General features: G+C 70.6%; 21 protein-coding genes. 16 read left to right on the top strand and 5 right to left on the bottom strand.

Annotated features, from left to right (window positions below; all coding sequences use genetic code 11):
* The 3 genes from RUR_RS33270 to RUR_RS33260 form a co-directional block, all read right to left on the bottom strand.
* Window positions 1–879 carry an HAD family hydrolase gene (locus tag RUR_RS33270; protein WP_283139192.1) on the bottom strand — a complete coding sequence of 293 codons (879 nt, stop codon included), beginning with the start codon at window positions 877–879 and terminating at the stop codon, window positions 1–3.
* Between the two features lie 52 nt (window positions 880–931).
* Window positions 932–1,789, bottom strand: a complete 858-nt coding sequence (locus tag RUR_RS33265; protein WP_283139191.1) for a DUF5667 domain-containing protein — start codon at window positions 1,787–1,789, stop codon at window positions 932–934.
* 85 nt (window positions 1,790–1,874) lie between these two features.
* The gene (locus RUR_RS33260) at window positions 1,875–2,465 is read right to left on the bottom strand and encodes a sigma-70 family RNA polymerase sigma factor (protein ID WP_428847056.1); all 591 of its coding nucleotides are present in this window, start codon (window positions 2,463–2,465) and stop codon (window positions 1,875–1,877) included.
* A gap of 338 nt (window positions 2,466–2,803) precedes the next feature.
* On the opposite strand from RUR_RS33260, the gene RUR_RS33255 reads away from it, so the two are divergent.
* The gene (locus tag RUR_RS33255; protein ID WP_283139189.1) at window positions 2,804–4,036 is read left to right on the top strand and encodes a putative quinol monooxygenase; all 1,233 of its coding nucleotides are present in this window, start codon (window positions 2,804–2,806) and stop codon (window positions 4,034–4,036) included.
* On the opposite strand, the gene RUR_RS33250 is transcribed toward RUR_RS33255, so the two are convergent.
* Window positions 4,033–4,281 carry a glutaredoxin family protein gene (locus RUR_RS33250; RefSeq protein WP_283139188.1) on the bottom strand — a complete coding sequence of 83 codons (249 nt, stop codon included), beginning with the start codon at window positions 4,279–4,281 and terminating at the stop codon, window positions 4,033–4,035. The two genes, RUR_RS33255 and RUR_RS33250, sit on opposite strands and share 4 nt — an antisense overlap.
* Window positions 4,282–4,460: 179 nt before the next feature.
* Between RUR_RS33250 and RUR_RS33245 the strand changes: the two genes are divergently transcribed.
* The 14 genes from RUR_RS33245 to ccsB all read left to right on the top strand — a co-directional run bounded on the left by RUR_RS33245 (window position 4,461) and on the right by ccsB (window position 18,094).
* Window positions 4,461–5,222: a redox-sensing transcriptional repressor Rex gene (locus RUR_RS33245; protein WP_283139187.1), complete on the top strand. Its 762-nt coding sequence runs from the start codon at window positions 4,461–4,463 to the stop codon at window positions 5,220–5,222.
* Entirely contained in the window at window positions 5,219–6,535 is a 1,317-nt protein-coding gene (locus RUR_RS33240) for a glutamyl-tRNA reductase (protein WP_283139186.1), read from the top strand. Before RUR_RS33245 ends, RUR_RS33240 begins: the two co-directional genes overlap by 4 nt.
* Window positions 6,532–7,437, top strand: coding sequence for a hydroxymethylbilane synthase (gene hemC / locus RUR_RS33235; RefSeq protein WP_283139185.1), 906 nt, complete (start codon window positions 6,532–6,534; stop codon window positions 7,435–7,437). The genes RUR_RS33240 and hemC overlap by 4 nt, the downstream gene beginning before the upstream one ends.
* 5 nt (window positions 7,438–7,442) lie before the next feature.
* Window positions 7,443–9,014 carry a bifunctional uroporphyrinogen-III C-methyltransferase/uroporphyrinogen-III synthase gene (locus tag RUR_RS33230; protein ID WP_283139873.1) on the top strand — a complete coding sequence of 524 codons (1,572 nt, stop codon included), beginning with the start codon at window positions 7,443–7,445 and terminating at the stop codon, window positions 9,012–9,014.
* Window positions 9,015–9,036: 22 nt separating this feature from the next.
* Complete coding sequence (gene hemB / locus RUR_RS33225; protein ID WP_283139184.1) at window positions 9,037–10,023, top strand: porphobilinogen synthase; 987 nt, start codon at window positions 9,037–9,039, stop codon at window positions 10,021–10,023.
* 102 nt (window positions 10,024–10,125) lie between these two features.
* Complete coding sequence (locus RUR_RS33220; protein ID WP_283139183.1) at window positions 10,126–10,785, top strand: bifunctional DNA primase/polymerase; 660 nt, start codon at window positions 10,126–10,128, stop codon at window positions 10,783–10,785.
* Window positions 10,786–10,851: 66 nt separating this feature from the next.
* Window positions 10,852–11,127 carry a ubiquitin carboxyl-terminal hydrolase 14 gene (locus tag RUR_RS33215; RefSeq protein WP_283139182.1) on the top strand — a complete coding sequence of 92 codons (276 nt, stop codon included), beginning with the start codon at window positions 10,852–10,854 and terminating at the stop codon, window positions 11,125–11,127.
* A 154-nt stretch (window positions 11,128–11,281) separates the two neighbouring features.
* Entirely contained in the window at window positions 11,282–12,580 is a 1,299-nt protein-coding gene (hemL, locus tag RUR_RS33210) for a glutamate-1-semialdehyde 2,1-aminomutase (protein ID WP_283139181.1), read from the top strand.
* A 39-nt stretch (window positions 12,581–12,619) separates the two neighbouring features.
* Window positions 12,620–13,543: a LysR family transcriptional regulator gene (locus tag RUR_RS33205; RefSeq protein ID WP_283139180.1), complete on the top strand. Its 924-nt coding sequence runs from the start codon at window positions 12,620–12,622 to the stop codon at window positions 13,541–13,543.
* Between the two features lie 79 nt (window positions 13,544–13,622).
* Window positions 13,623–14,273 carry a histidine phosphatase family protein gene (locus RUR_RS33200; RefSeq protein ID WP_283139179.1) on the top strand — a complete coding sequence of 217 codons (651 nt, stop codon included), beginning with the start codon at window positions 13,623–13,625 and terminating at the stop codon, window positions 14,271–14,273.
* Between the two features lie 68 nt (window positions 14,274–14,341).
* Window positions 14,342–14,905, top strand: coding sequence for a TlpA family protein disulfide reductase (locus RUR_RS33195; RefSeq protein ID WP_283139178.1), 564 nt, complete (start codon window positions 14,342–14,344; stop codon window positions 14,903–14,905).
* Complete coding sequence (locus tag RUR_RS33190) at window positions 14,902–15,627, top strand: cytochrome c biogenesis CcdA family protein (protein WP_283139177.1); 726 nt, start codon at window positions 14,902–14,904, stop codon at window positions 15,625–15,627. The genes RUR_RS33195 and RUR_RS33190 overlap by 4 nt, the downstream gene beginning before the upstream one ends.
* A complete protein-coding gene (resB, locus tag RUR_RS33185) occupies window positions 15,627–17,123 on the top strand; it encodes a cytochrome c biogenesis protein ResB (protein ID WP_283139176.1) in 1,497 nt (498 codons plus the stop codon). Before RUR_RS33190 ends, resB begins: the two co-directional genes overlap by 1 nt.
* Before the next feature lie 5 nt (window positions 17,124–17,128).
* Complete coding sequence (gene ccsB, locus RUR_RS33180; protein WP_283139175.1) at window positions 17,129–18,094, top strand: c-type cytochrome biogenesis protein CcsB; 966 nt, start codon at window positions 17,129–17,131, stop codon at window positions 18,092–18,094.
* A gap of 303 nt (window positions 18,095–18,397) precedes the next feature.
* On the opposite strand, the gene RUR_RS33175 is transcribed toward ccsB, so the two are convergent.
* Window positions 18,398–18,718 (bottom strand): PLDc N-terminal domain-containing protein, encoded by a 321-nt coding sequence (locus RUR_RS33175; RefSeq protein ID WP_283139174.1) that lies wholly within the window; start codon window positions 18,716–18,718, stop codon window positions 18,398–18,400.
* Between the two features lie 134 nt (window positions 18,719–18,852).
* On the opposite strand from RUR_RS33175, the gene RUR_RS33170 reads away from it, so the two are divergent.
* Window positions 18,853–19,749, top strand: coding sequence for a hypothetical protein (locus RUR_RS33170; RefSeq protein ID WP_283139173.1), 897 nt, complete (start codon window positions 18,853–18,855; stop codon window positions 19,747–19,749).
* Window positions 19,750–19,764 lie beyond the last annotated feature (15 nt).

The following is a 19,764-nucleotide window of genomic DNA, read 5'->3' as shown; positions in this document are numbered from 1 at the left end:
TCAGACGGGGCCGGAGCGGCGGTAGTGGCGGCGCAGGGCGATCGCGGCGGCGACCCCGCCGGCCACCGCCCCGGCCGTCGCGGCGATGGGCAGCCCGATCTTGGTGGCCTTCCTGCCGGTACGGAAGTCTCGGATCTCCCAGCCGTGCTCCCTGGCGTGCTCCCTGAGCTCGGTGTCGGGGTTGATCGCGTGCGGGTGCCCCACCACCGACAGCATGGGCAGGTCGTTGGCCGAGTCGCCGTACGCCGAGCAGCGGGCCAGGTCCAGCCCCTCGTGTCGGGCGAGGGCGCGGATCGCCTCGGCCTTGGCCGGTCCGTGGAGCAGGTCCCCGATGAGCCGGCCGGTGTAGTAGCCGTCGACGGTCTCGGCCACGGTGCCGAGGGCACCGGTCAGGCCGAGGCGCTGCGCGATGACCCGGGCGAGCTCCACCGGGGTGGCGGTGACCAGCCATACCCGCTGGCCGGCGTCGAGATGGGCCTGGGCCAGCGCCCGGGTGCCCGCCCAGATCCGGTCGGCCATCGCCTCGTCGTAGATCTCCTCGCCGAGCGAGACGATGTCGGAGGCCTTCTGCCCGGCGACGAACGCCAGGGCGGTCTCCCTCGCCTGCTTGATGTGGTCGGGGTTCTCGTTGCCCCGGACTCGGAACACCGCCTGGCCGACCGCGAACCACAGCAGGTCCCGGGGGGTGAACAGGCCGCGTGCGGCGAGCCCCCGGGCGAAGTGGTAGATGGAGGCTCCGCGCATCATCGTGTTGTCGACGTCGAAGAAGGCCGCCGCCGTCGAGTCCGGCTTGGCGGTCGGCGCCGCGATCGCAGCCGCGGCGGCCACCTCACCGGCGATCTTGGCCGCATCCTGCCGCCGTCGTAAAAGGCGCCTCATCCACAGCAGCTTAGCGGCCCGTTTGGGTGCTTTCAGAGCTCGTCGCGATGTGTCACGGACTACCGAGCCGGTCCGCGCCGCGCGGAGCGCTCCAGCCCGGGATGAAGTCGTGGCGGGAGAACTCGGAACCATCCCGCTGCCAGCGGTTCCTCCCGGCTTTGGGGCTGGTCTGGGGTGCGGCGGGGACCGAGGCCGATCCGGTGCCGGAGCGCGCCGACGCCTTCGCCGGCGGCGGGGGCTCGACCGGGTTCGGCGGCGTCATCCCGCCGATGAGCCGCAGGTACTGGTTGGCCGGCTCCCGGGCGTCCTCGGGGAGGTCGGGAAGCAGGGGGAGGAGCAGGGCCTCCTGTTCGACGGCGAACGTGCTCAGCGCCTCGATGGCGACCGGGTCGTGCTGCTCCAGATGGGCCTGGCGCAGGATCGCCGCAGCGGTACGGGTCTCCAGGTCCATCTCCCGGAAGGCGACGACGATGAGCTGGTCGCGTCCCTCCATCCGGGTCATGACCAGGTCGCGCACCTCGACCGCCCGCGCTTTGGCGGATCTCAGTTCGCGGTAGGCGCGTTCGCCGTCGGTGGTGCTGAGGTCCACCATGGTCCGCTCCGCGGCCCGCTTGAGGCCGTACAGCGGTTCACCGGGGATGGACTGCGCGGTCACGAGCGACATCGTGAGGAGTAGCACCAGCGTGCTGGCGAAGATCCCGACGGGACGGAGGACGGAGAGCCGCCGGTACGGCTTGCGCGGCGGCTCCACCGGGGAGGGTTCGGGCCCGCTCCGATCGGCGGCCAGCAGATCGCTCCTGAGTCTTTCCCGGAACTCGGGGCGAGGCCCCCCGCCCGAGTAGCGCGTCGCGGTGCCGAGCGCGTGAAACACCATGTCGGAGCGTCGTGCTCGACGTCGCCACGACACCATCGACAACTCCCTCTTGGCCGCTCCTCACTGCCCAAACGACTGGGCGGCGGGGCAGGATACGGGTGTGCTTCTTACCGGAGCGTTCCTATCGAAGATCTACGGGGAGGGCGCGGGAGAGGGCACGGACGGCGCGGTACTGGAGGGCTTTGATGGCCCCGCTGTTCTTCCCCATGATCAACGCTGTCTCCGCAAGTGATAGACCGTGTATGAAGCGCAGCATGACGCACTCCTGCTGCTCGCTTCCGAGGGCTTGGACCGCTTGGAGCACCTTGGTGTAGACGATCCTATCGACCACGGCGTTCTCGGGGATGTGCTGGTCGTCGAGAGGCACATCGAACACCTCGGCGGTGCAGATCTCCAGCCGGTATCGGCCGGACTTGTAGTGGTCGGTGACGAGGTTGCGGGCGATCGTGACGAGCCAGGCGGCGAAATCCTTGCCCTGCCACGTGAAGTCCGTGATGCGGCGCAGCGCACGGAGAAACGTCTCGCTGGTAAGATCCTCCGCGAGCGCATGGGTTCCCACGCGAAAGTAAATGTAGCGATAGACCAAGTCAAGGTATCGGTCATAAAGAACGCCAAACGCCTCACTGTCGCCGGTCTTCGCACGCAGAACAAGCGTTCTAAGCTCGGCTAAGTCAGGATCGGCGTATGCATCGTCTATGCGACGATCGCCTATTCGTGCAGGCAGCGTAATATCTGCCGCGTGCACGGATGGGGAGAATCCGGCAAACGGCCCCGTATTTGGCATCCGGTATCCCTGGGGGAAGGGTCGGCGTGCTCGATCACTCTAGGAAGCATCCTGTATTTCCACAATCCGCTTGAGAAAGAACGATAGCCAAAAATTTTGCGAGATTTGCGGGGAACGGCGTTTTTGCAGGTCCGGACGGTCCGTGCTCGTCCCTTAAGTGCTTTCACCGTGAAGATCCGCCGAAGGGGGCTCCGCGCTTCGGCTCCGGTGTCGACTCCCACGGCGGCTACCGGTCAACAGGTAATGTCCGGCAGCATTGGCTCATCATGGTTGTCGTCGTCGCTGTCCTCGCCATCGCCGGGGCCCTTCTCGCCGCTGTGGCGGCAGGGCCGATCATTGGTCGTCTCCGAGACGAACGTCAGGGCTGGCTCGTCGCCTGGGTCGTCTGCCTGGCGGCGCTCCTCCTGGCGTCGGCCGCGATCGCCCTCGGGCACTTCACCGGGTTCGGACCGGTCACCTTCCGCGTGTTCCAGATCTTCGGCGCGATCGTCGCCCCCATCTGGCTCGCCGTCGGCCTGCTGGAGGTGCTCGCCGAGCGCCCGCCGGCCCGCTTCGCCGCGCGACTGATCGCCGTCTCCTACTCGTTCGTCGCCGTCGTGATCCTCACGCTGGACCGGGTGGTGGACGAGGGCGGCTTCACCACGAGCACCCCGCCCCCCGGCAGGCACTGGGACTGGATCCCCGGGGCGCTGCTCAACGTCGCGCACATCGCGAGCGCGCTGACCCTGCTCGGCTGCGTGGTGGTCGCGGTGCTGCGCTGGCGGCAGGGGGACGACTACGACTACGACAACCTGCACGCCGCCCTGGTGGTCGCCCCCGCCGGGCTCGCCCTCATCGGCGTGGTGCGTTTCGCCGTACCCGAGATCTTTCTCGTCCTCCTGTTCGCGATCACGGCCGCCGCGCTCTGGTACGCGGTGAACCGCCCGCTCGCCCCGTACGACGACGAGGACGAGGAGGACGACGAGGAGGAGCTCCGGTGGGAGGAACCGCCGGCTCCCCGGGGGAGGCGGGCCAAGCCCGAGCAGGCGGAGCCCGTACCGGCACCGCCCATGGAACCCCTGCCGGCCCGGGGTTCGGGCCTCGGCGACCTCGTCGCGGAGTACCGGGCCGCCGCTCCGGATCAGCTGGTCTACGCGCCGGAGCCGCAGGCGCCGTCCCGTCCCTCACCCCATCTGTACGGGTTGCTCACCGTGGTCACCCTGATGGACGGGGCCGGTGACGCGTTCGACCGGCTGGCGGAGGAGACCGTGGAGGCGGTCCGGGACCAGGAGCCGGACACCCTCATCTACACCTGCCACGGGGTGCGCACCGCGCCGCTGCAGCGGATCGTCTACGAGCTGTACCGCGACGAGACGGCCTTCAACGAGCATCGGCAGCGGCCGCACATCCAGCGGTTCCTGGCCGAACGCTCCTCCTACGTCCTGGCCACGAACGTCATCGAGCTGACGTTGAACGCGGCCAAGGTGGTCCCGCCGCCGACCGTTTACAAGATCCCCTAGCGGCTGAGCGCGGCCCGGAGCCGGGCTTCGTCGACCCGCCAGAAGTCGTGCTGGACCCCGTCCACGAAGGTGACCGGGATCGACTCGGCGTAGAGCCGCATGTCCTCCTCCGAGGCGGTGACGTCCCGCTCGTCCCAGGGGACGCCCAGCTCGGCGGCGACTCTGGCGATCACCGCGCGGGCCTCGTCGCAGAGGTGGCAGCCGGGCTTGCCGAGGAGGGTTATGTGGTGGTCTCGCGGTGCCATAGCCGCAGCCTAGCCACCTACTCGGCGGGGTCTTGACGGACCGGGGGTCTGTCTGATGCGTCACATCCCCCGCGGGTGACTTTGTGCATTGGTTCACAAAGGTACTAACCTAAAGGCCGCGTCCTCTCAGCATCGCGGCTGGGCCGTCCGGCCGCCTGTCCCCCTGGAGCCTCGGTCCCGTGACCCGCCGTAACAATCAAGCTCGCGAGCGTGGCATACCCGAGGCGACGGTGGCCCGGTTGCCGCTCTACCTGCGGGCGCTCAACGGCTTGGCAGAACGCGGCATCGCCACGGTGAGTTCGGAGGATCTCGCGGTGGGGGCCGGGGTCAACTCGGCCAAACTCCGCAAGGACCTCTCCCATCTGGGCTCCTACGGCACCCGCGGCGTCGGCTACGACGTCGACTACCTGATCTATCAGATCTCCCGGGAGCTCGGGCTCACCCAGGACTGGGCCGTGGCCATCGTGGGGGTCGGCAACCTCGGCCGCGCGCTCGCCAACTACGGCGGCTTCGTCTCCCGCGGCTTCCGGGTCGCCTCGCTGCTGGACGCGGACGCCGAGGTGGTCGGCACCGGCATCGCCGGGCTGGTGGTGGAGCACATCGACAGCCTGGAGAGCGTGATCAGGGAGCGGGCGGTGTCGATCGTGGTGATCGCCACCCCGGCCGCGGCCGCCCAGGAGGTCTGCAACCGCGTCACGGCGGCCGGCATCACCAGTATTTTGAACTTCGCCCCCGTGGTGCTCACCGTGCCCGACGGCGTCGACGTCCGTAAGGTCGACCTATCGATTGAGCTGCAAATCCTTGCGTTCCACGAACAACGTAAGGTAACAGGAGGCGTCGATGAGACCGCCGCGGCCGCGGCTGACCAATGGCCTGGGACGGTAGGCATGAGCGAGCGCAACCAGGGCGCCTCCGCGCCGCCACGCGGAGGACGCACATGAGCGTTCTTGTCGTGGGTATCAGCCACCGCAGCGCCCCGGTGGCGCTGCTGGAACGCGTGGCGGTCACCGGCGACGACTTGATCAAGCTTCTGCACGAGGTGCACGAGGAGACGCACGTCGCCGAGGCGATGGTGGTCTCCACCTGCAACCGGGTGGAGATCTACGCCGAGGTGGACCGGTTCCACGGGGCGCTCTCCGGGATCTCGCGGCTGCTCGCGGCCTATTCGGGCCTGCCGCTCGACCAGCTCACCCGGCACCTGTACGTGCACTACGAGGATCAGGCCGTCCAGCATCTGTTCTCGGTCGCCGCCGGTCTGGACTCGATGGTCCTGGGCGAGGGCCAGATCCTGGGGCAGGTACGGCAGTCGCTGCGGCTCGCCCAGGAGCAGGGCACCCTCGGCCGCTCCCTGAACGACCTGGTCCAGCACGCCCTGCGGGTGGGCAAGCGGGCGCACGCGGAGACCGACATCGACCGGGTCGGCGCGTCCCTGGTCGGCGTGGGGCTCTCCCTCGCCGAGCGGGTGCTCGGCCCGATCACGGGGGTGCGCGCCCTGGTGGTGGGCGCCGGCTCGATGAGCGCCCTGGCGGCGACGACGCTGGTCCGCGCCGGGGTGACCGACATCGCGGTGGCCAACCGCACCTACGAGCGCGCGGTTCGGCTGGCCGAGGCCGTCGGCGGGCGCGCGATCGAACTGGCCCGGCTGGAGGACGAGCTCGCCCACGTCGACCTGGTGGTGTCGTGTACGGGTGCGGCTGGCCTGGTCGTCACGGCGGAGACCGTGGCGGCCCTGACCCGCGCCAAACCGCTCTTCCTGCTCGATCTGGCGCTCCCCCACGACGTGGACCCCGGGGTCCGGACGCTCCCGGGCGTCACCCTGGTCGACCTGGAGACGATTCAGAACGGCGGCGCGGCGCTCACCGCGGCGGGCGACGACGGCAGCCGGAATACCGCTATCGCCGCCGTCCGGCGTATCGTCGCGGAAGAGGTCGCGGGTTCGCTGAGCGCGGCTCGCGTCGCCCGGGTCACCCCGACGGTGGTCGCGCTCCGCAGCAAGGCCGCCGACGTGGTCGCGGCGGAGCTGGAGCGGCTGGCCGGTCGGCTGCCGACGCTCGGCGATCAGACCAGGAGCGAGGTCGAGCAGACCGTCCGCCGTGTGGTGGACAAGCTTCTGCACGAGCCGACTGTGCGTGTCAAGCAGCTCGCGGAGTCCTCGGCGGGTGATCATTATGCCGAGGCGCTCCGTGAACTCTTCAATCTCGACCCGAAGGCGCCCGAAGCTGTGAGCAAGGTGGACATGGAGGTGGAGCCGTGAAACTGAGACTCGGTACCCGGCGCAGCCTGATGGCGACCACCCAGTCGCAGCTGGTGGCCGACCGGTTGACCCGGCTGACCGGCCGCGAGGTGGAACTGGTCGGCGTCACCACGTTCGGGGACGTGACCCAGGCCCAGCTCAGCCAGCTGGGCGGCACCGGGGTGTTCGTCAGCGCGCTCCGCGACAAGCTGCTCGACGGCGAGATCGACTTCGCGGTCCACTCGCTCAAGGATCTGCCGACGGCCCCCGCCGAGGGGCTGACGCTCGCCGCGGTCACCCAGCGGGACGATCCCCGGGACGCGCTGGTGGGGACGGCGAAACTGGCCGACCTGCCGCCGGGCGCGCGGGTGGGCACCGGGTCCCTCCGCAGGATCGCCCAGCTCCGCATGCTCCGTCCCGATCTGGAGTACGTCCCGATCCGCGGCAACGCCGACAGCCGGATCGGGAAGGTCTCCTCGGGTGATCTCGACGCCGTGGTGCTCGCCGCCGCCGGCCTCGCCCGGATCCGCAGGGAAGACGAGATCTCCGAGATCCTGGACGTCGGCTCCGTGCTTCCCGCCCCCGGCCAGGGGGCGCTCGCCGTGGAGTGCCGCGACGACCGCGGGGACCTCCGGGAGCTGCTCGCCGTACTGGACGATCCGGACACCCGCGCGTCCGCCGGAGCGGAGCGCGCGGTGCTCGCCACGCTGGAAGCCGGGTGCTCGGCGCCCGTCGGCGCGTACGCCTTCGTGGCGGAGCGCACCCTCAACCTCACCGCCGTCGTCGTCTCGCTTGACGGCGCCCGGTGGGTACGCAAGTCCACCGCCGGACCCGCTTCGGACAGCATGGAGCTTGGCCGCGGCCTCGCCGCCGCCATGCTCGCCGAAGGGGCCGACACGTTGATGGGGGAGCAGGCCCATTGAGCCCCATGATTCAGACCACCTTTGGACACGCCGGCGGCGTCTCGTTCGTCGGGACCGGGCCGGGCGATGAGAACCTGCTCACCCTGCGTGGCGCCGACCTGCTGGCGAGGGCCGACCTCGTCGTGCTCGACCGCGAGGCCTCCGGGCGGCTGCTCCGGCACTGCGGCCCCGACGTCGAGATCGTCGACACGGCCGAGCACCGGGACGCCGTGACCCGGGCGGTCGCGGCGGCCCAGGCGGGCTCGGCGGTCGTCCGGCTCTGCCCGGGGGACCCGCTGCTCTTCACCGACATCACCCATGAGATCGACGTGTGCGCCAAGGCCGACGTCCTCTTCGAGATCGTGCCCGGCATCCCGCCCGCGACCGCCGTGCCGGTCTACGCCGGCATCCCGCCCGCCGTGGCCGTACCCGAGCTCCGGGTCGTGGACGCGGCACAGGTGGAGGACTGGCGGGTGCACGCCACGTGTCAGGGCACGCTGGTGATCTACCACGGGGTCGAGGAGGCCGTCTCCATCGCCAAGGCGCTGGTGGCCGGAGGCAAGCCGGACTCCACGCCGGTCGCCGTGACCTGTTCAGGGACGACGACCGAGCAGCTCACCGTGGTCTCCTCCCTGGGCAGGCTGGCCGCGGACCTGAAGCACTCCGGGGTCGAGGAGCCGGGCCTGATCATCGTCGGGGACGCGGTCTCGGCACGGGAGCGGATGTCCTGGTTCGAGACGCGCCCGCTCTTCGGCTGGCGGGTGCTGGTGCCCCGCACCAAGGACCAGTCGGGCAGGCTCTCCGACCAGCTCAGGTCGTACGGGGCGGTGCCCGAGGAGGTGCCCACGATCTCGGTGGAGCCGCCGCGCACGCCCCAGCAGATGGATCGGGCGATCAAGGGCCTGGTCACCGGACGCTACGAGTGGGTCGCGTTCACCTCGGCCAACGCGGTCCGCGCGGTCAAGGAGAAGTTCGACGAGTACGGGCTGGACGCCCGGGCGTTCGCCGGGCTGAAGGTCGCCACGGTGGGCGAGCAGACCACCAAGGCGCTGGTGGAGTTCGGCGTCAAGCCGGACCTGGTGCCGAGCGGGCAGCAGTCCTCGGAGGGGCTGCTCGCGGACTGGCCGCCGTACGACTCCATGCTGGACCCGATCAACCGGGTGCTGCTGCCGCGGGCGGACATCGCCACCGAGACGCTGGTGGCCGGGCTGACCGAGCTGGGCTGGGAATGCGATGACGTGACCGCCTATCGGACGGTACGGGCGGCGCCGCCACCCGCGCCGATCCGGGAGGCGATCAAGGGCGGCGGGTTCGACGCCGTCCTGTTCACCTCCTCCTCGACGGTACGGAACCTGGTCGGGATCGCCGGCAAGCCGCACGCCGTCACGGTCATCGCCGCGATCGGCCCGCAGACGGCCAAGACCGCCGAGGAATTCGGCCTCCGGGTGGACGTCATGGCGGACAAACCTTCGGCTTCGGCCCTCGCGGTGGCGCTGGCGGAGTACGGTGCCAAGCAGCGGCGCGCGGCGGCGGAGGCCGGAGAGACGGTTCGCAGGCCCAGCCAGACCCGGAGGGGCGCCCGCCGCAAGGCCAAGTAGGCGCCGATGGGGGTTTGAGACAATGAACGCAGGGTTTCCGGTTTCGCGTCCGCGCAGGCTTCGCCGTACCCCGGCGATGCGGCGGCTGATGGCCGGCGTCCGGCTGCACCCGGCGCAGCTCGTCCTGCCGATGTTCGTCAAGGAGGGGATCTCCGAGCCGCAGCCGGTCGTCTCCATGCCGGGTGTGGTGCAGCACAGCCGGGACTCGCTCCGCAAAGCCGCCCACGAGGCGGTGGAGGCGGGCGTCGGCGGGCTCATCCTCTTCGGCATCCCCGCGGAGAAGGACGCCCGCGGCTCCGCCGGCGACGACCCGGGCGGGATCGTGCAGCGGGCGATCGCCGACCTCGTGGCGGACGTGGGCGACGCCACGGTGCTCATGACCGACCTGTGCCTGGACGAGACCGCCGACCACGGCCACTGCGGGCTGATCACCGAGGGCGGCGAGGTCGACAACGACGCCACGCTGGAGCGCTACGCCTCGATCGCGGTGGCGCAGGCCGCGGCGGGGGCCCACCTGGTGGCGCCCAGCGGCATGATGGACGGGCAGGTCGCCGCGATCCGGGCCGCCCTGGACGGGGCGGGTTTCCCCGAGGTCGGCATCCTCGCCTACTCCGCCAAGTACGCGTCGAGCTTCTACGGCCCGTTCCGGGACGCGGCCGAGTGCGCGCCGCAGTTCGGCGACCGGAAGGCCTACCAGCAGGATCCGGCCGGGCCGCTGGGCGAGTCGCTCCGGGAGGTCCGGCTGGACCTGGCGGAGGGCGCCGACGCGGTCATGGTCAAACCGGCCATGTCCTCCCTGGACGTGATCCGGCAGGTGCGGGACCTGGTGGAGGTGCCCGTCGCCGCCTACCAGGTGAGCGGCGAGTACTCGATGATCGAGGCCGCGGCGGCGAACGGGTGGCTGGACCGGGACCGGGCCGTCATGGAGTCCCTGCTGTCGATCCGCCGGGCCGGCGCCGATCTGATCTTGACTTACTGGGCCGTCGAGGTCGCCCGGCACCTCAGGTGAAGCGGTTTTCGGGGTGTTTTCCGGGGTCGTGTCACGTCTGAGATCTAGAAGGTGCATTATCAGGGCAAGGCATCGACGTGAATACCGGTGGGGGAGGCGACCATGGTGGGGGTGCCGTTGGCACGGCGATCGAAGCGGCGGGCCAAGTCGCCCGGAACACCCGAGAAGATCGCTTCGGTGCTCGCGTACGCCCGGCTCGGCTGGGCGAGCTGTCCCGGGGCCCATCCGCTGCGGGAAGGCACCCGGGCCTGTTCCTGTGACCGGATCGGCTGTCCCGACCCCGGCGCCCATCCGCTCTCGCCGGCCTGGCAGAGTCAGGCCACCGTCGACCCGGACCGCCTCACCCCACTCTGGGAGCGCACGCCGGAGGCGAACGTCATCCTGCCCACGGGGCGCGTCTTCGACGTCTTCGACGTACCGGCGCCCGCGGGAATGACCGCGCTCGCCCGGATGGAGGCCTCAGGCACAACCTCGGTCGGTCCCGTAGCCGCATACGGAACCGACCGAGTTCTTTTTTTCGTGAGCACCCGGGGCGCTCCGGAGGACGAGGACGAGTGGTGGTCCTGCCACCTGGACTGCGACCCCGGGACGATCGACGAGACCCCCGGGCTGCGCTGGCACTGCCGCGACAGCTACGTGCTCGCGCCGCCTTCCACCCTCGCCGCGGGCGGATACGTCACCTGGGTCCGCCCCCCCGACGGCACGGCCCTCCCGGATCCGCTCCGCGTCATCGACTGGCTCGCCGACGCCTGCCAGGGGTAAGCACGACGCCGAACGGGCGATACGGTGAAATCGACGGCGGAAATCCGCTGGAGAGGGGACGAGACCATGAGCACCTGTTCGCACCTCGGCGACGTCAAGGTCGTGTCACCCCGGACGCCGACCGGGTGCGAGGAGTGCCTTCTCTCGGATTCGGCCTGGGTTCACCTGCGGCTCTGTCTCACCTGCGGCCACGTGGGCTGCTGCGACTCCTCGCCGAACCGGCACGCCACCGCGCACTACCACGCCGAGGGTCACCCGATCATCAGATCCTTCGAGCCCGGCGAGGACTGGGGCTGGTGCTACGCCGACGAGGCCTTCCTCAAACCCGCCCCGACCGCGTGACGCCGTACCCGTCCGGGTCGGAGGTTCCCGGCCGGATCCGGTGAGCCGGGCCGGACGGCCGTACCGGTGCGGTCGAAGGGTCCCAAGCCGAGGGCGACGCCGAGTCGGTCGGGTCTTCGACGGGCCCGCGACCACCGCCTGACAGACTGGGCGGGTGGATACCGAACGCTCCCAGACGTTGTTTGACCGGGCCTGCCAGGTCGTGCCCGGCGGGGTGAACTCCCCGGTACGCGCTTTCGGAGCCGTGGGGGGAGTCCCGCGGTTCATGGTGTCGGGCCAGGGCCCGTATCTGACCGACGCGGACGGCAATCGCTACGTCGACCTCGTCTGCTCGTGGGGGCCGATGATCCTGGGCCACACCCACCCGCAGGTGCTGGACGCGCTGCAGGAGGCCGCCCGGCGCGGCACCTCGTTCGGCACCGCCACGCCGGGGGAGGTCGAGCTCGCCGAGGAGATCGTCGCGCGGGTCGCCCCCGTCGAACGGGTCCGGCTGGTCTCCTCGGGTACCGAGGCGACGATGTCGGCGGTACGGCTGGCGCGTGGTTTCACCGGGCGGTCCAAGGTGGTGAAGTTCGCGGGCTGCTACCACGGGCATGTGGACGCGCTGCTCGCCTCCGCCGGATCGGGCCTGGTGACCTTCGGGCTGCCGGACACCCCGGGGGTGACCGGGGCGTCGGCGGCGGACACGATCGTGCTCCCGTACAACGCGCCGGAGGCGGTGTCGGAGGCGTTCGCCCGGTACGGCGCGGAGATCGCCTGCGTGATCACCGAGGCGTGCCCGGCGAACATGGGGGTCGTCCCGCCCGCCCCGGGTTTCAACGCGGCCCTGCGCGGGTTCTGCACCGAGCACGGCGCACTGTTGATCATCGATGAGGTGCTCACCGGATTCCGCGTCTCGGCCTCGGGATGGTACGGCCTGGACCCGGTCGACGCCGACCTGATGACCTTCGGCAAGGTGATGGGCGGGGGCCTGCCCGCGGCCGCCTTCGGCGGGAAGGCCGAGGTGATGCGCCTGCTCGCCCCGGAGGGGCCCGTCTACCAGGCGGGCACCCTGTCGGGGAACCCGCTCGCGGTCGCCGCGGGGCTGGCGACTCTGCGCGCCTGCGGTCCGGAGGTCTACGCGCGGCTCGACCAGGTGGCCGAGACGGTCGGGCGACTGGCTTCGGAGGCCCTCGCCGCGGAGGGGGTGCCGCATCAGCTGCAGCGGGCCGGGAACCTGTTCTCGATCTTCTTCGGCCCGGACGCGGTGACCGACTTCGCGGGGGCGCGGCGGCAGAACACCGCGGTCTACTCGGCGTTCTTCCACACCATGCTCGACCAGGGCGTCTACCTGCCGCCTTCGGCGTACGAGGCGTGGTTCCTCTCGGCCGCGCACGACGACGAGGCGGTCGAACGGATCGCCCAGGCGCTGCCCGTCGCCGCGAAGGCGGCGGCCGCGGTCGCCGTTCAGTGACTTCGTGCTTTTTCGCGCGATTGAATTTAGAGTTACTACATGCTCGACTTGCAGAGGTTGAAGGCGCTCCACGCCGTGGCGACCTACGGCTCCGTCGGCGCCGCCGCCGACGCGATGATGGTCACCCCGTCCGCGATCTCCCAGCAGCTGGCGAAGCTGGAACGGGAGACCGGGGCCGTCCTGATCGAACGCAACGGGCGCGGAATCAGGCTCACCGACGCGGCCGGCCTGCTGGCCGACCACGCCGACCGCATCCTGGCCATGGTCGAGACCGCCGAGGCGGACTTCGAGGCGCTGCGCGGCGCGGTGGTCGGCCGGCTCTCGGTCGGCGCGTTCCCCACCGCCGCCAGGGGGTTGATGCCGGAGGCCATCCGGTTGCTCCGCGAACGCCACCCCGAGCTCGAACTGGTCATGTACGAGCGTGAGCCGGAGCGGCTGACCAACGCGGTGAGCCGCGGGGAGATCGACCTCGTCGTGGTGCAGGACTGGTTCAACCAGCCCATGGCCGTACCCTCCGGGCTGTCCAAGTCCATCCTCACCGACGACCAGGCGGACGTCGCGCTCCCCGCCGGGCACCCGCTCGCCGACCGCGACACGGTGCAGTTCTCCGACCTGGCGGGGGAGCGCTGGATCAGCTCCTCGCCCGGCACGGTCTGCCACGGCTGGCTGATGTTCACCCTCCGCTCGGCCGGGGTCGAACCCGACATCCGCTGCATGGCGGACGAGTACGCGACCCAGTTCGCCCTCGTCGCCGCCGGGCAGGGCTGCGCGGTCGTCCCGCGTCTGGGCCGGTGCGAGGTGCCCGCCGGGGTGCGCATGGTCGCGGCGGCACCTCAGCTCACCCGGCGCATCTACGCGCTGTGGCGGACCGAGACCGCCAGGCGCCCGGCGGTCCGCGCCGCCGTCGACGCCCTGCGGCACGCGGTGCGGCAAGACCCGTCCCGGCCGGCTTACGGGACGTAAGCGGGCAGGTGGGGAGAGGGCGGCGCCCCGGTCGGCCGGTAGGCTGAACCGCTGACGGAACACTCGGCGAGGAGCTAGGTTGAGCATCACCACAGTCGTTCACCTGCTGCGGCATGGTGAGGTCGAGAACCCCAACGGCATCCTGTACGGGCGGCTGCCTGGCTACCATCTCTCCGAGAACGGTCGGCGGATGGCCGAAATCGTGGCGAAAGCCGTCGCCCACCGGGACATCGTCGCCCTCTACAGCTCACCGCTGGAGCGCGCGCAGGACACCGTCAAGCCGATCGCCGAGGCGCTCAGCCTGGAGGTCCGCACCGACGCCCGGCTGATCGAGTCGGAGAACGTCTTCGAAGGGCTCACCGTCGGGGTCGGGGACGGCTCGCTGCGCAGCCCGCGCCACTGGAGGTACCTGTGGAACCCGTTCCGCCCGTCGTGGGGTGAGCGGTACATCGACGTGGTGCAGCGGATGAAGGCCGTGATCGACGAGGCCAGGGAGTCCGCCCGGGGGCACGAGGCGCTCCTGGTCAGCCACCAGCTCCCCATCTGGATCATCCGGATGGCCACCGAGGGCCGCAGGCTCTGGCACGACCCGCGGCGGCGGCAGTGCATGCTGGCGAGCCTGACCACCCTCACCTTCGACGGCGACCGGCTGATCAGCGTCGGCTACTCCGAGCCCGCGGCGGAACTGGTGAAGCGCCCCAATGCCAGAGGCGCCCGTCCTCGCCGATAGAGTGATGCTCTACCGCCTGTAGTTGGAGACCCTCCCTCATGCCCATTGATCGCCGTGGTCGAATTCGCATGGGCGCCGCCGTGGCCGCGGCGGCCGTGCTGCTGCTCGGCGGCTGCGCGGGAAACTCCGGGACGCAGACCGGCCCGGGGACCGACGACACCAGGTTCATCGGCGGAACCGGCCAGGTCCAGAAGTTCACCGAGCGCAAGCCGGCCCCGGCCGTCGAGGGCACCACGCTCGCCGACAAGCCCTTCAAGCTGAGCGACCTCCGCGGCAAGGTGGTCGTGATGAACTTCTGGGCGTCCTGGTGCGCGCCCTGCCGCTCCGAGGCCCCCGCGCTCAAGCAGGTCTACGACGAGACCAAGGCCCGCGGCGTGGAGTTCGTCGGCGTGGACTTCAAGGATCAGAAGGAGAGCGCCAAGGCGTTCGAACGGACCTACAAGATCGAGTACCCGAGTCTGTTCGATCAGCCGGGCCGGGTCGCGCTCGCGTTCCAGGGGTTGGTGTCACCCAACGCCATCCCGTCGACCCTGATCATCGATCGGCAGGGGAAGATCGCGGTCCGGATCACCGGGGAGGCCGCCTACAGCCGGTTGAAGGCCGTCGTCGACGAGCTGGCGGCCGAACGATGACCTCGCTCGTCGAATCGGGCTCCCTGCTGCTCGCCCTGCCCATCGCGGTCCTCGCCGGCATCGTCTCCTTCCTCTCCCCCTGCGTCCTGCCCCTCGTCCCCGGCTACCTCTCCTACGTCACCGGGATGACCGGGGCCGACGAGCGACGCAGACGGATGATCGCAGGCAGTCTGCTCTTCGTGGCCGGCTTCGCCGCGGTGTTCGTGTCGGCAGGGGCGCTCTTCGGGGGTCTCGGTGCCGCGCTCCTCATGGAGCAGGAGCTGATCACCAAGATTCTCGGCGGACTCACCATCCTGCTCGGCCTCGCCTTCCTCGGGTTCATCCCCGGACTCCAGCGCGACATGCGGATCAACCGCGTGCCCGCGGCCGGGCTGGCGGGCGCCCCGCTGCTCGGGGTGGTCTTCGGGCTCGGCTGGACCCCCTGCATCGGCCCGACCCTCGCCGTGGTGCTCGCCCTCTCCCTGGACCAGGGGAGCGCGGGCCGCGGCGCCGTACTCTCCCTCGCCTACGCACTCGGGCTCGGCCTGCCGTTCGTGCTCGCGGGCCTGATGTACGCCAAGGCGCTGAAGGCGATCCCCGCCCTCAGGAAGCACTCACGCACGATCATGAGAGTCGGCGGGGGCATGCTCGTCGTGGTCGGGCTGCTGCTCGTCACCGGGCTGTGGACCGACTTCGTGGTGAGCCTGCAGACCTGGGTCGGCTCGTTCGAGCCGGTGCTCTGATGGGGATCGTCGGCTGGGCCAGATGGGCGTGGCGTCTGCTCACCTCGATGCGGACGGCGCTCATCCTGCTCTTCCTGATGGCCCTCGCCTCGATCCCGGGCTCGCTGCTGCCCCAGCGGGGGATCGTGCCCGAGGACGTCGTCGCGTTCTACAAGGAGAACCCCACCCTCGCCGAGGTCTTCGACCGGCTCTGGCTCTTCGACGTCTTCGCCGCCCCCTGGTTCGCGGCGATCTACCTGCTTCTGTTCACCTCGCTCACCGGCTGCGTGCTGCCGAGGCTCCGCAAGCACCTGGCGGAGATCCGCCGCAAGCCCCCGGCCGCGCCGCGCAACCTGAACCGGCTGCCCCACCACGGCTCCTACCGGACCGACGTCGAGGGGGAGCAGGCGCTCGCCGCGGCGCAGACGCTCCTGCGCAAGCGCCGCTACCGGGTCGTCGCCGGTCCCGGCTGGGTCGCCGCGGAGAAGGGGTACCTGCGGGAGACCGGCAACCTGTTCTTCCACTTCGCCCTGCTCGGCCTCCTGTTCGCCATCGGAGCCGGGGCGCTGTACGGCTACCGCGCCAACGTGATCGTCACCGAAGATGAGGGTTTCGCCAACACGGTCGCCGTCTACGACAAGTACACGCCGGGGAGCCTGGCGACGGAGGAGTCCCTCCACCCGTTCTCCTTCCAGCTCGACGACTTCAACGCCACGTACGTGCTCCAGGGCGACCGGCGGGGACAGGCGCTGGACTTCGTGGCCAGACTGCGGGTCCAGGACCGGCCGGGCGCGCCGGAACGGACCTTCGACCTGCGGGTCAACGAGCCGCTGGAGACCGGCGGGGCGCAGGTCTACCTCCTCGGCCACGGCTACGCGCCGACCTTCCGGGTCGTGGACGGCGAAGGCAAGGTCGCCTTCGACGGGCCCGTGCCCTTCCTCCCCGCCGAGCAGGCCACCTTCACCTCCGAAGGGGTGCTGAAGGTCCCGGACGCCAAGCCGGCCCAGCTGGGGGCGCTCGGGCTCTTCCTCCCGACGACGGTCCCGGTGGGGGAAGGCTTCGGCTCGGCGTTCCCCGGCATGATCAACCCGACCGTGAACCTGTTCGCCTACCACGGCGACCTGGGGCTGCGGAAGGGACCGCAGTCGGTCTACCAGCTCGACACCGACGAGATGACCCTCGCCGCCAAGACCGAGAAACCGCTGAACGTCGGTGAGACCCTTACCCTCCCCGAAGGACGCGGCTCGATCACCTTTACCGGGGTCCGCGAGTGGATCAGCCTGCAGATCGCCTATGACCCGGGCCGTCTCCCCGCGCTGATCGCCTCCAGCGTCGCGGTGCTCTCCCTGGTGCTCTCGCTGACCGTACGGCGCCGCAGGGTGTGGGTACGGCTGTCCGACGGCAACCTCGAGGTCGGCGGGTTGCTCAAGACCGAAGGCTCGGCCGACGGTTTCGCCGGCGAGTTCGGCGACATCGTCACATCGCTGCGCGGCGTCGTGCAGCCCGTCAAGGAGTGATCAGTATGCCTCCCGCACAGGCGGACACCGGCCTGGCCGCGCTGAGCGACCAGCTCATCCTCTTCACCGTCCTGCTGTACGTCGTGGCGATGTTCGCCTACGCGATCGAGCTCGCCGGCGCCCGCGCCCGCCGTACCGCGCAGAAGGCGAAAACCCCGGCGCTCGCCACCGTCGGCGGCGACACGGCGCCGCCCGAGGCGCCGGAGGAACCGGCCGGGCCCGCTCGCGCGTCGGACCGCCTCGCGCTGGTCGGCAAGGCCGCCGTCTGGCTCACCGTCGCCGGCTGGGCCGCCAACCTGGGCTCCGTCGTCACCCTGGGGCTGGCCACCGGCCGGTGGCCCTGGGGGAACATGTACGAGTTCGTGCTCGCGGTCTGCCTGACCGCGGTCACCGGGTTCCTGGTGATGCTCCTGCGTCACCGGGTCCGTTACCTCGGCGTCTTCGTGATGGTGCCGGTCGTGCTCGGGCTCGGCATCGCGGTCCGCTACCTCTACGTGCAGGCCGGTCCCGTCGTACCCGCGCTGAACTCCTACTGGATCGCGATCCACGTCAGCGCCGCGATCATCGCCAGCGGCGTCTTCATGGTGGGCGGGGTCGCCGGGATCCTGTACCTGATCCGCGGCCGGCAGGACGAGAAGGGCCTGCTCAGCAGGCTCCCCTCACGGGAAGACCTGGACCGGGTGGTGCAGCGGACGATCGTCTTCGCCTTCCCGGTGTGGACCTTCGCCGTCATCGCGGGCGCGCTGTGGGCCGACCGCGCGTGGGGGCGCTACTGGGGCTGGGACCCCAAGGAGACCTGGTCCTTCATCACCTGGATCGTCTACGCGGCCTATCTGCACGCCAGGGCGACCGGCGGGTGGGGCGGCAAGCGGGCGATGCTCATTCAGCTGGTGGGGTTCGCCTGCCTGCTGTTCAACCTCTTCGGGGTGAACCTGTTCATCTCCGGCCTGCACTCCTACGCCGGCTTCTAGGTCTGGCCGCGGGTCGCCGTACGCCGTCGGTGACCCGCCCGACCGCACGGGGCCGGGCAACGGACGTGGTGTTCGCTTCGAACCACGGACCGGCCCCGGCCTACTCCGCGCCGGAGGAACCGCTCATTTGGCCTGGGTCGGCGCGTTCAAGCAGCCGCGGGTGTCCGCTGCGCGGCAGGCGGGCCGGCACGTCGCGTGCCGACTGCCCGAGGTCGGCGCGCGGGTGTGCTCCGGCCACGGCGATGATCCCCGGGTGGCCTCCGCCCGGCGTTCACCCTGCTCGCCTCGGCCGACGGTGCCCGATCAGTCGGTTTCGCCCTTGAGGCGCCGATCCAGGTCCCGGAGGAAGTCGGGGTCGTCGTCGGGGCCCCGTGGAGCCTCGCGAGGGGCCCGCTCAGGCGGGAACACGGTGTTCCGGGGTTCTACTGACGGGTCGGTGCGCACGCGGCTTGCACGCCCCAGCAGAAGCCATAGCAGGCTGCCCGCGAGCGGTACCAGCACGATGACCAGGACCCAGAGGAGTTTGGGGAGGTTGCGGGTCTCCTCGTCGGGGGTGGTGATCACGTCGAAGAGACAGTAGAGCCAGAGCGCGAGGATGGCGAGTCCGACCAGCATCGTGGGCATGTCGGCAGCGTAAGCCATCTCAGGGTCGCACGCGTATGGAGGGAACCCGATGGCCGCGCGGAGGTGACGGGGGAATCCGGGGAGGCGTACGGTATGGAGGACCGTTCCTGCGCCACGGCCGCATGGGAGGTGGCATGCGGTATTCAGGCGACCGCTTCTCCGCTTCGGACGATCCGCAGCGGCGGGGTCGTCACCGGCGGGTCAAGTCGGCCTCTGACCGTGTCGATCAAGGCAGGTCGCCCACACGGGCGCCCCGCTGGTGGCAGATGCCGTACTCCTCGCCGTACCGCGGCGGCTCCGCGGACCGGCCGATGGAGCAGCCGGGCTCCTGGGACAGGCGTCAGACGCCGCCGGATCGGCCGCAGTACACCTGGCGCGACTTCGAACTCGACGACGAGCAGCCCCGGGTCCGCCCCAATCCACCGGGCACCCCGTACCTGGGCGACGGCCGGCGCCACTGCGGCGACCTGGAGCGGGTCATCCACCGGCAGTGGGACCACATCCCGCCACCCGAGGCGGTGCGCGCGGTGGAGAGCCTGGCCGCGCTCCCCGAGCAGATCAAGAAGAGGCTCGCCGAGGGGCTCGACGGCATCTACATCGGCCCCGGCGGTGTGCCCGACCTGGACAGCATGGGGTATCTGCGCGGTGCCCCGCTGCCGTCGGGCCGGGCCACCTGGGACGTCTGCGCCGGTGCGTACGGGGATCGCAAGATCGTGGTCGGGGATCGGCCGTCGCCCACCCCGGACGTGATGATGCACGAGGTGGGGCACGCGCTGGACGACATCGACGCGCCCCCCGGAGACTGGCAGTCGGACTCCCCGGAGTTCACCGCGCTGTACCAGCGCTGCCTGCCACACCTGTTCAGCGGATTTCACCGCCAGGGGGCGGGGCTCGGGAAGAAGGAGTTCTTCGCGGACGCCTTCGCCGCGATCGCGTCCCGGCAACGCCCGGCACTGGTGGATATGCTCGGCGGCGACACCCGCACGGCTCTTGACGTGATGCTGTTCTTCAACCGGCGCTACGGGATCTAAGCGGGAGGGCGCGAA

The sequence above is a fragment of the Rhizohabitans arisaemae genome (genome assembly GCF_025996515.1).
In the GTDB taxonomy this organism is placed as follows: domain Bacteria; phylum Actinomycetota; class Actinomycetes; order Streptosporangiales; family Streptosporangiaceae; genus Rhizohabitans; species Rhizohabitans arisaemae.
This window is presented reverse-complemented; position numbering and strand designations above follow the sequence as displayed.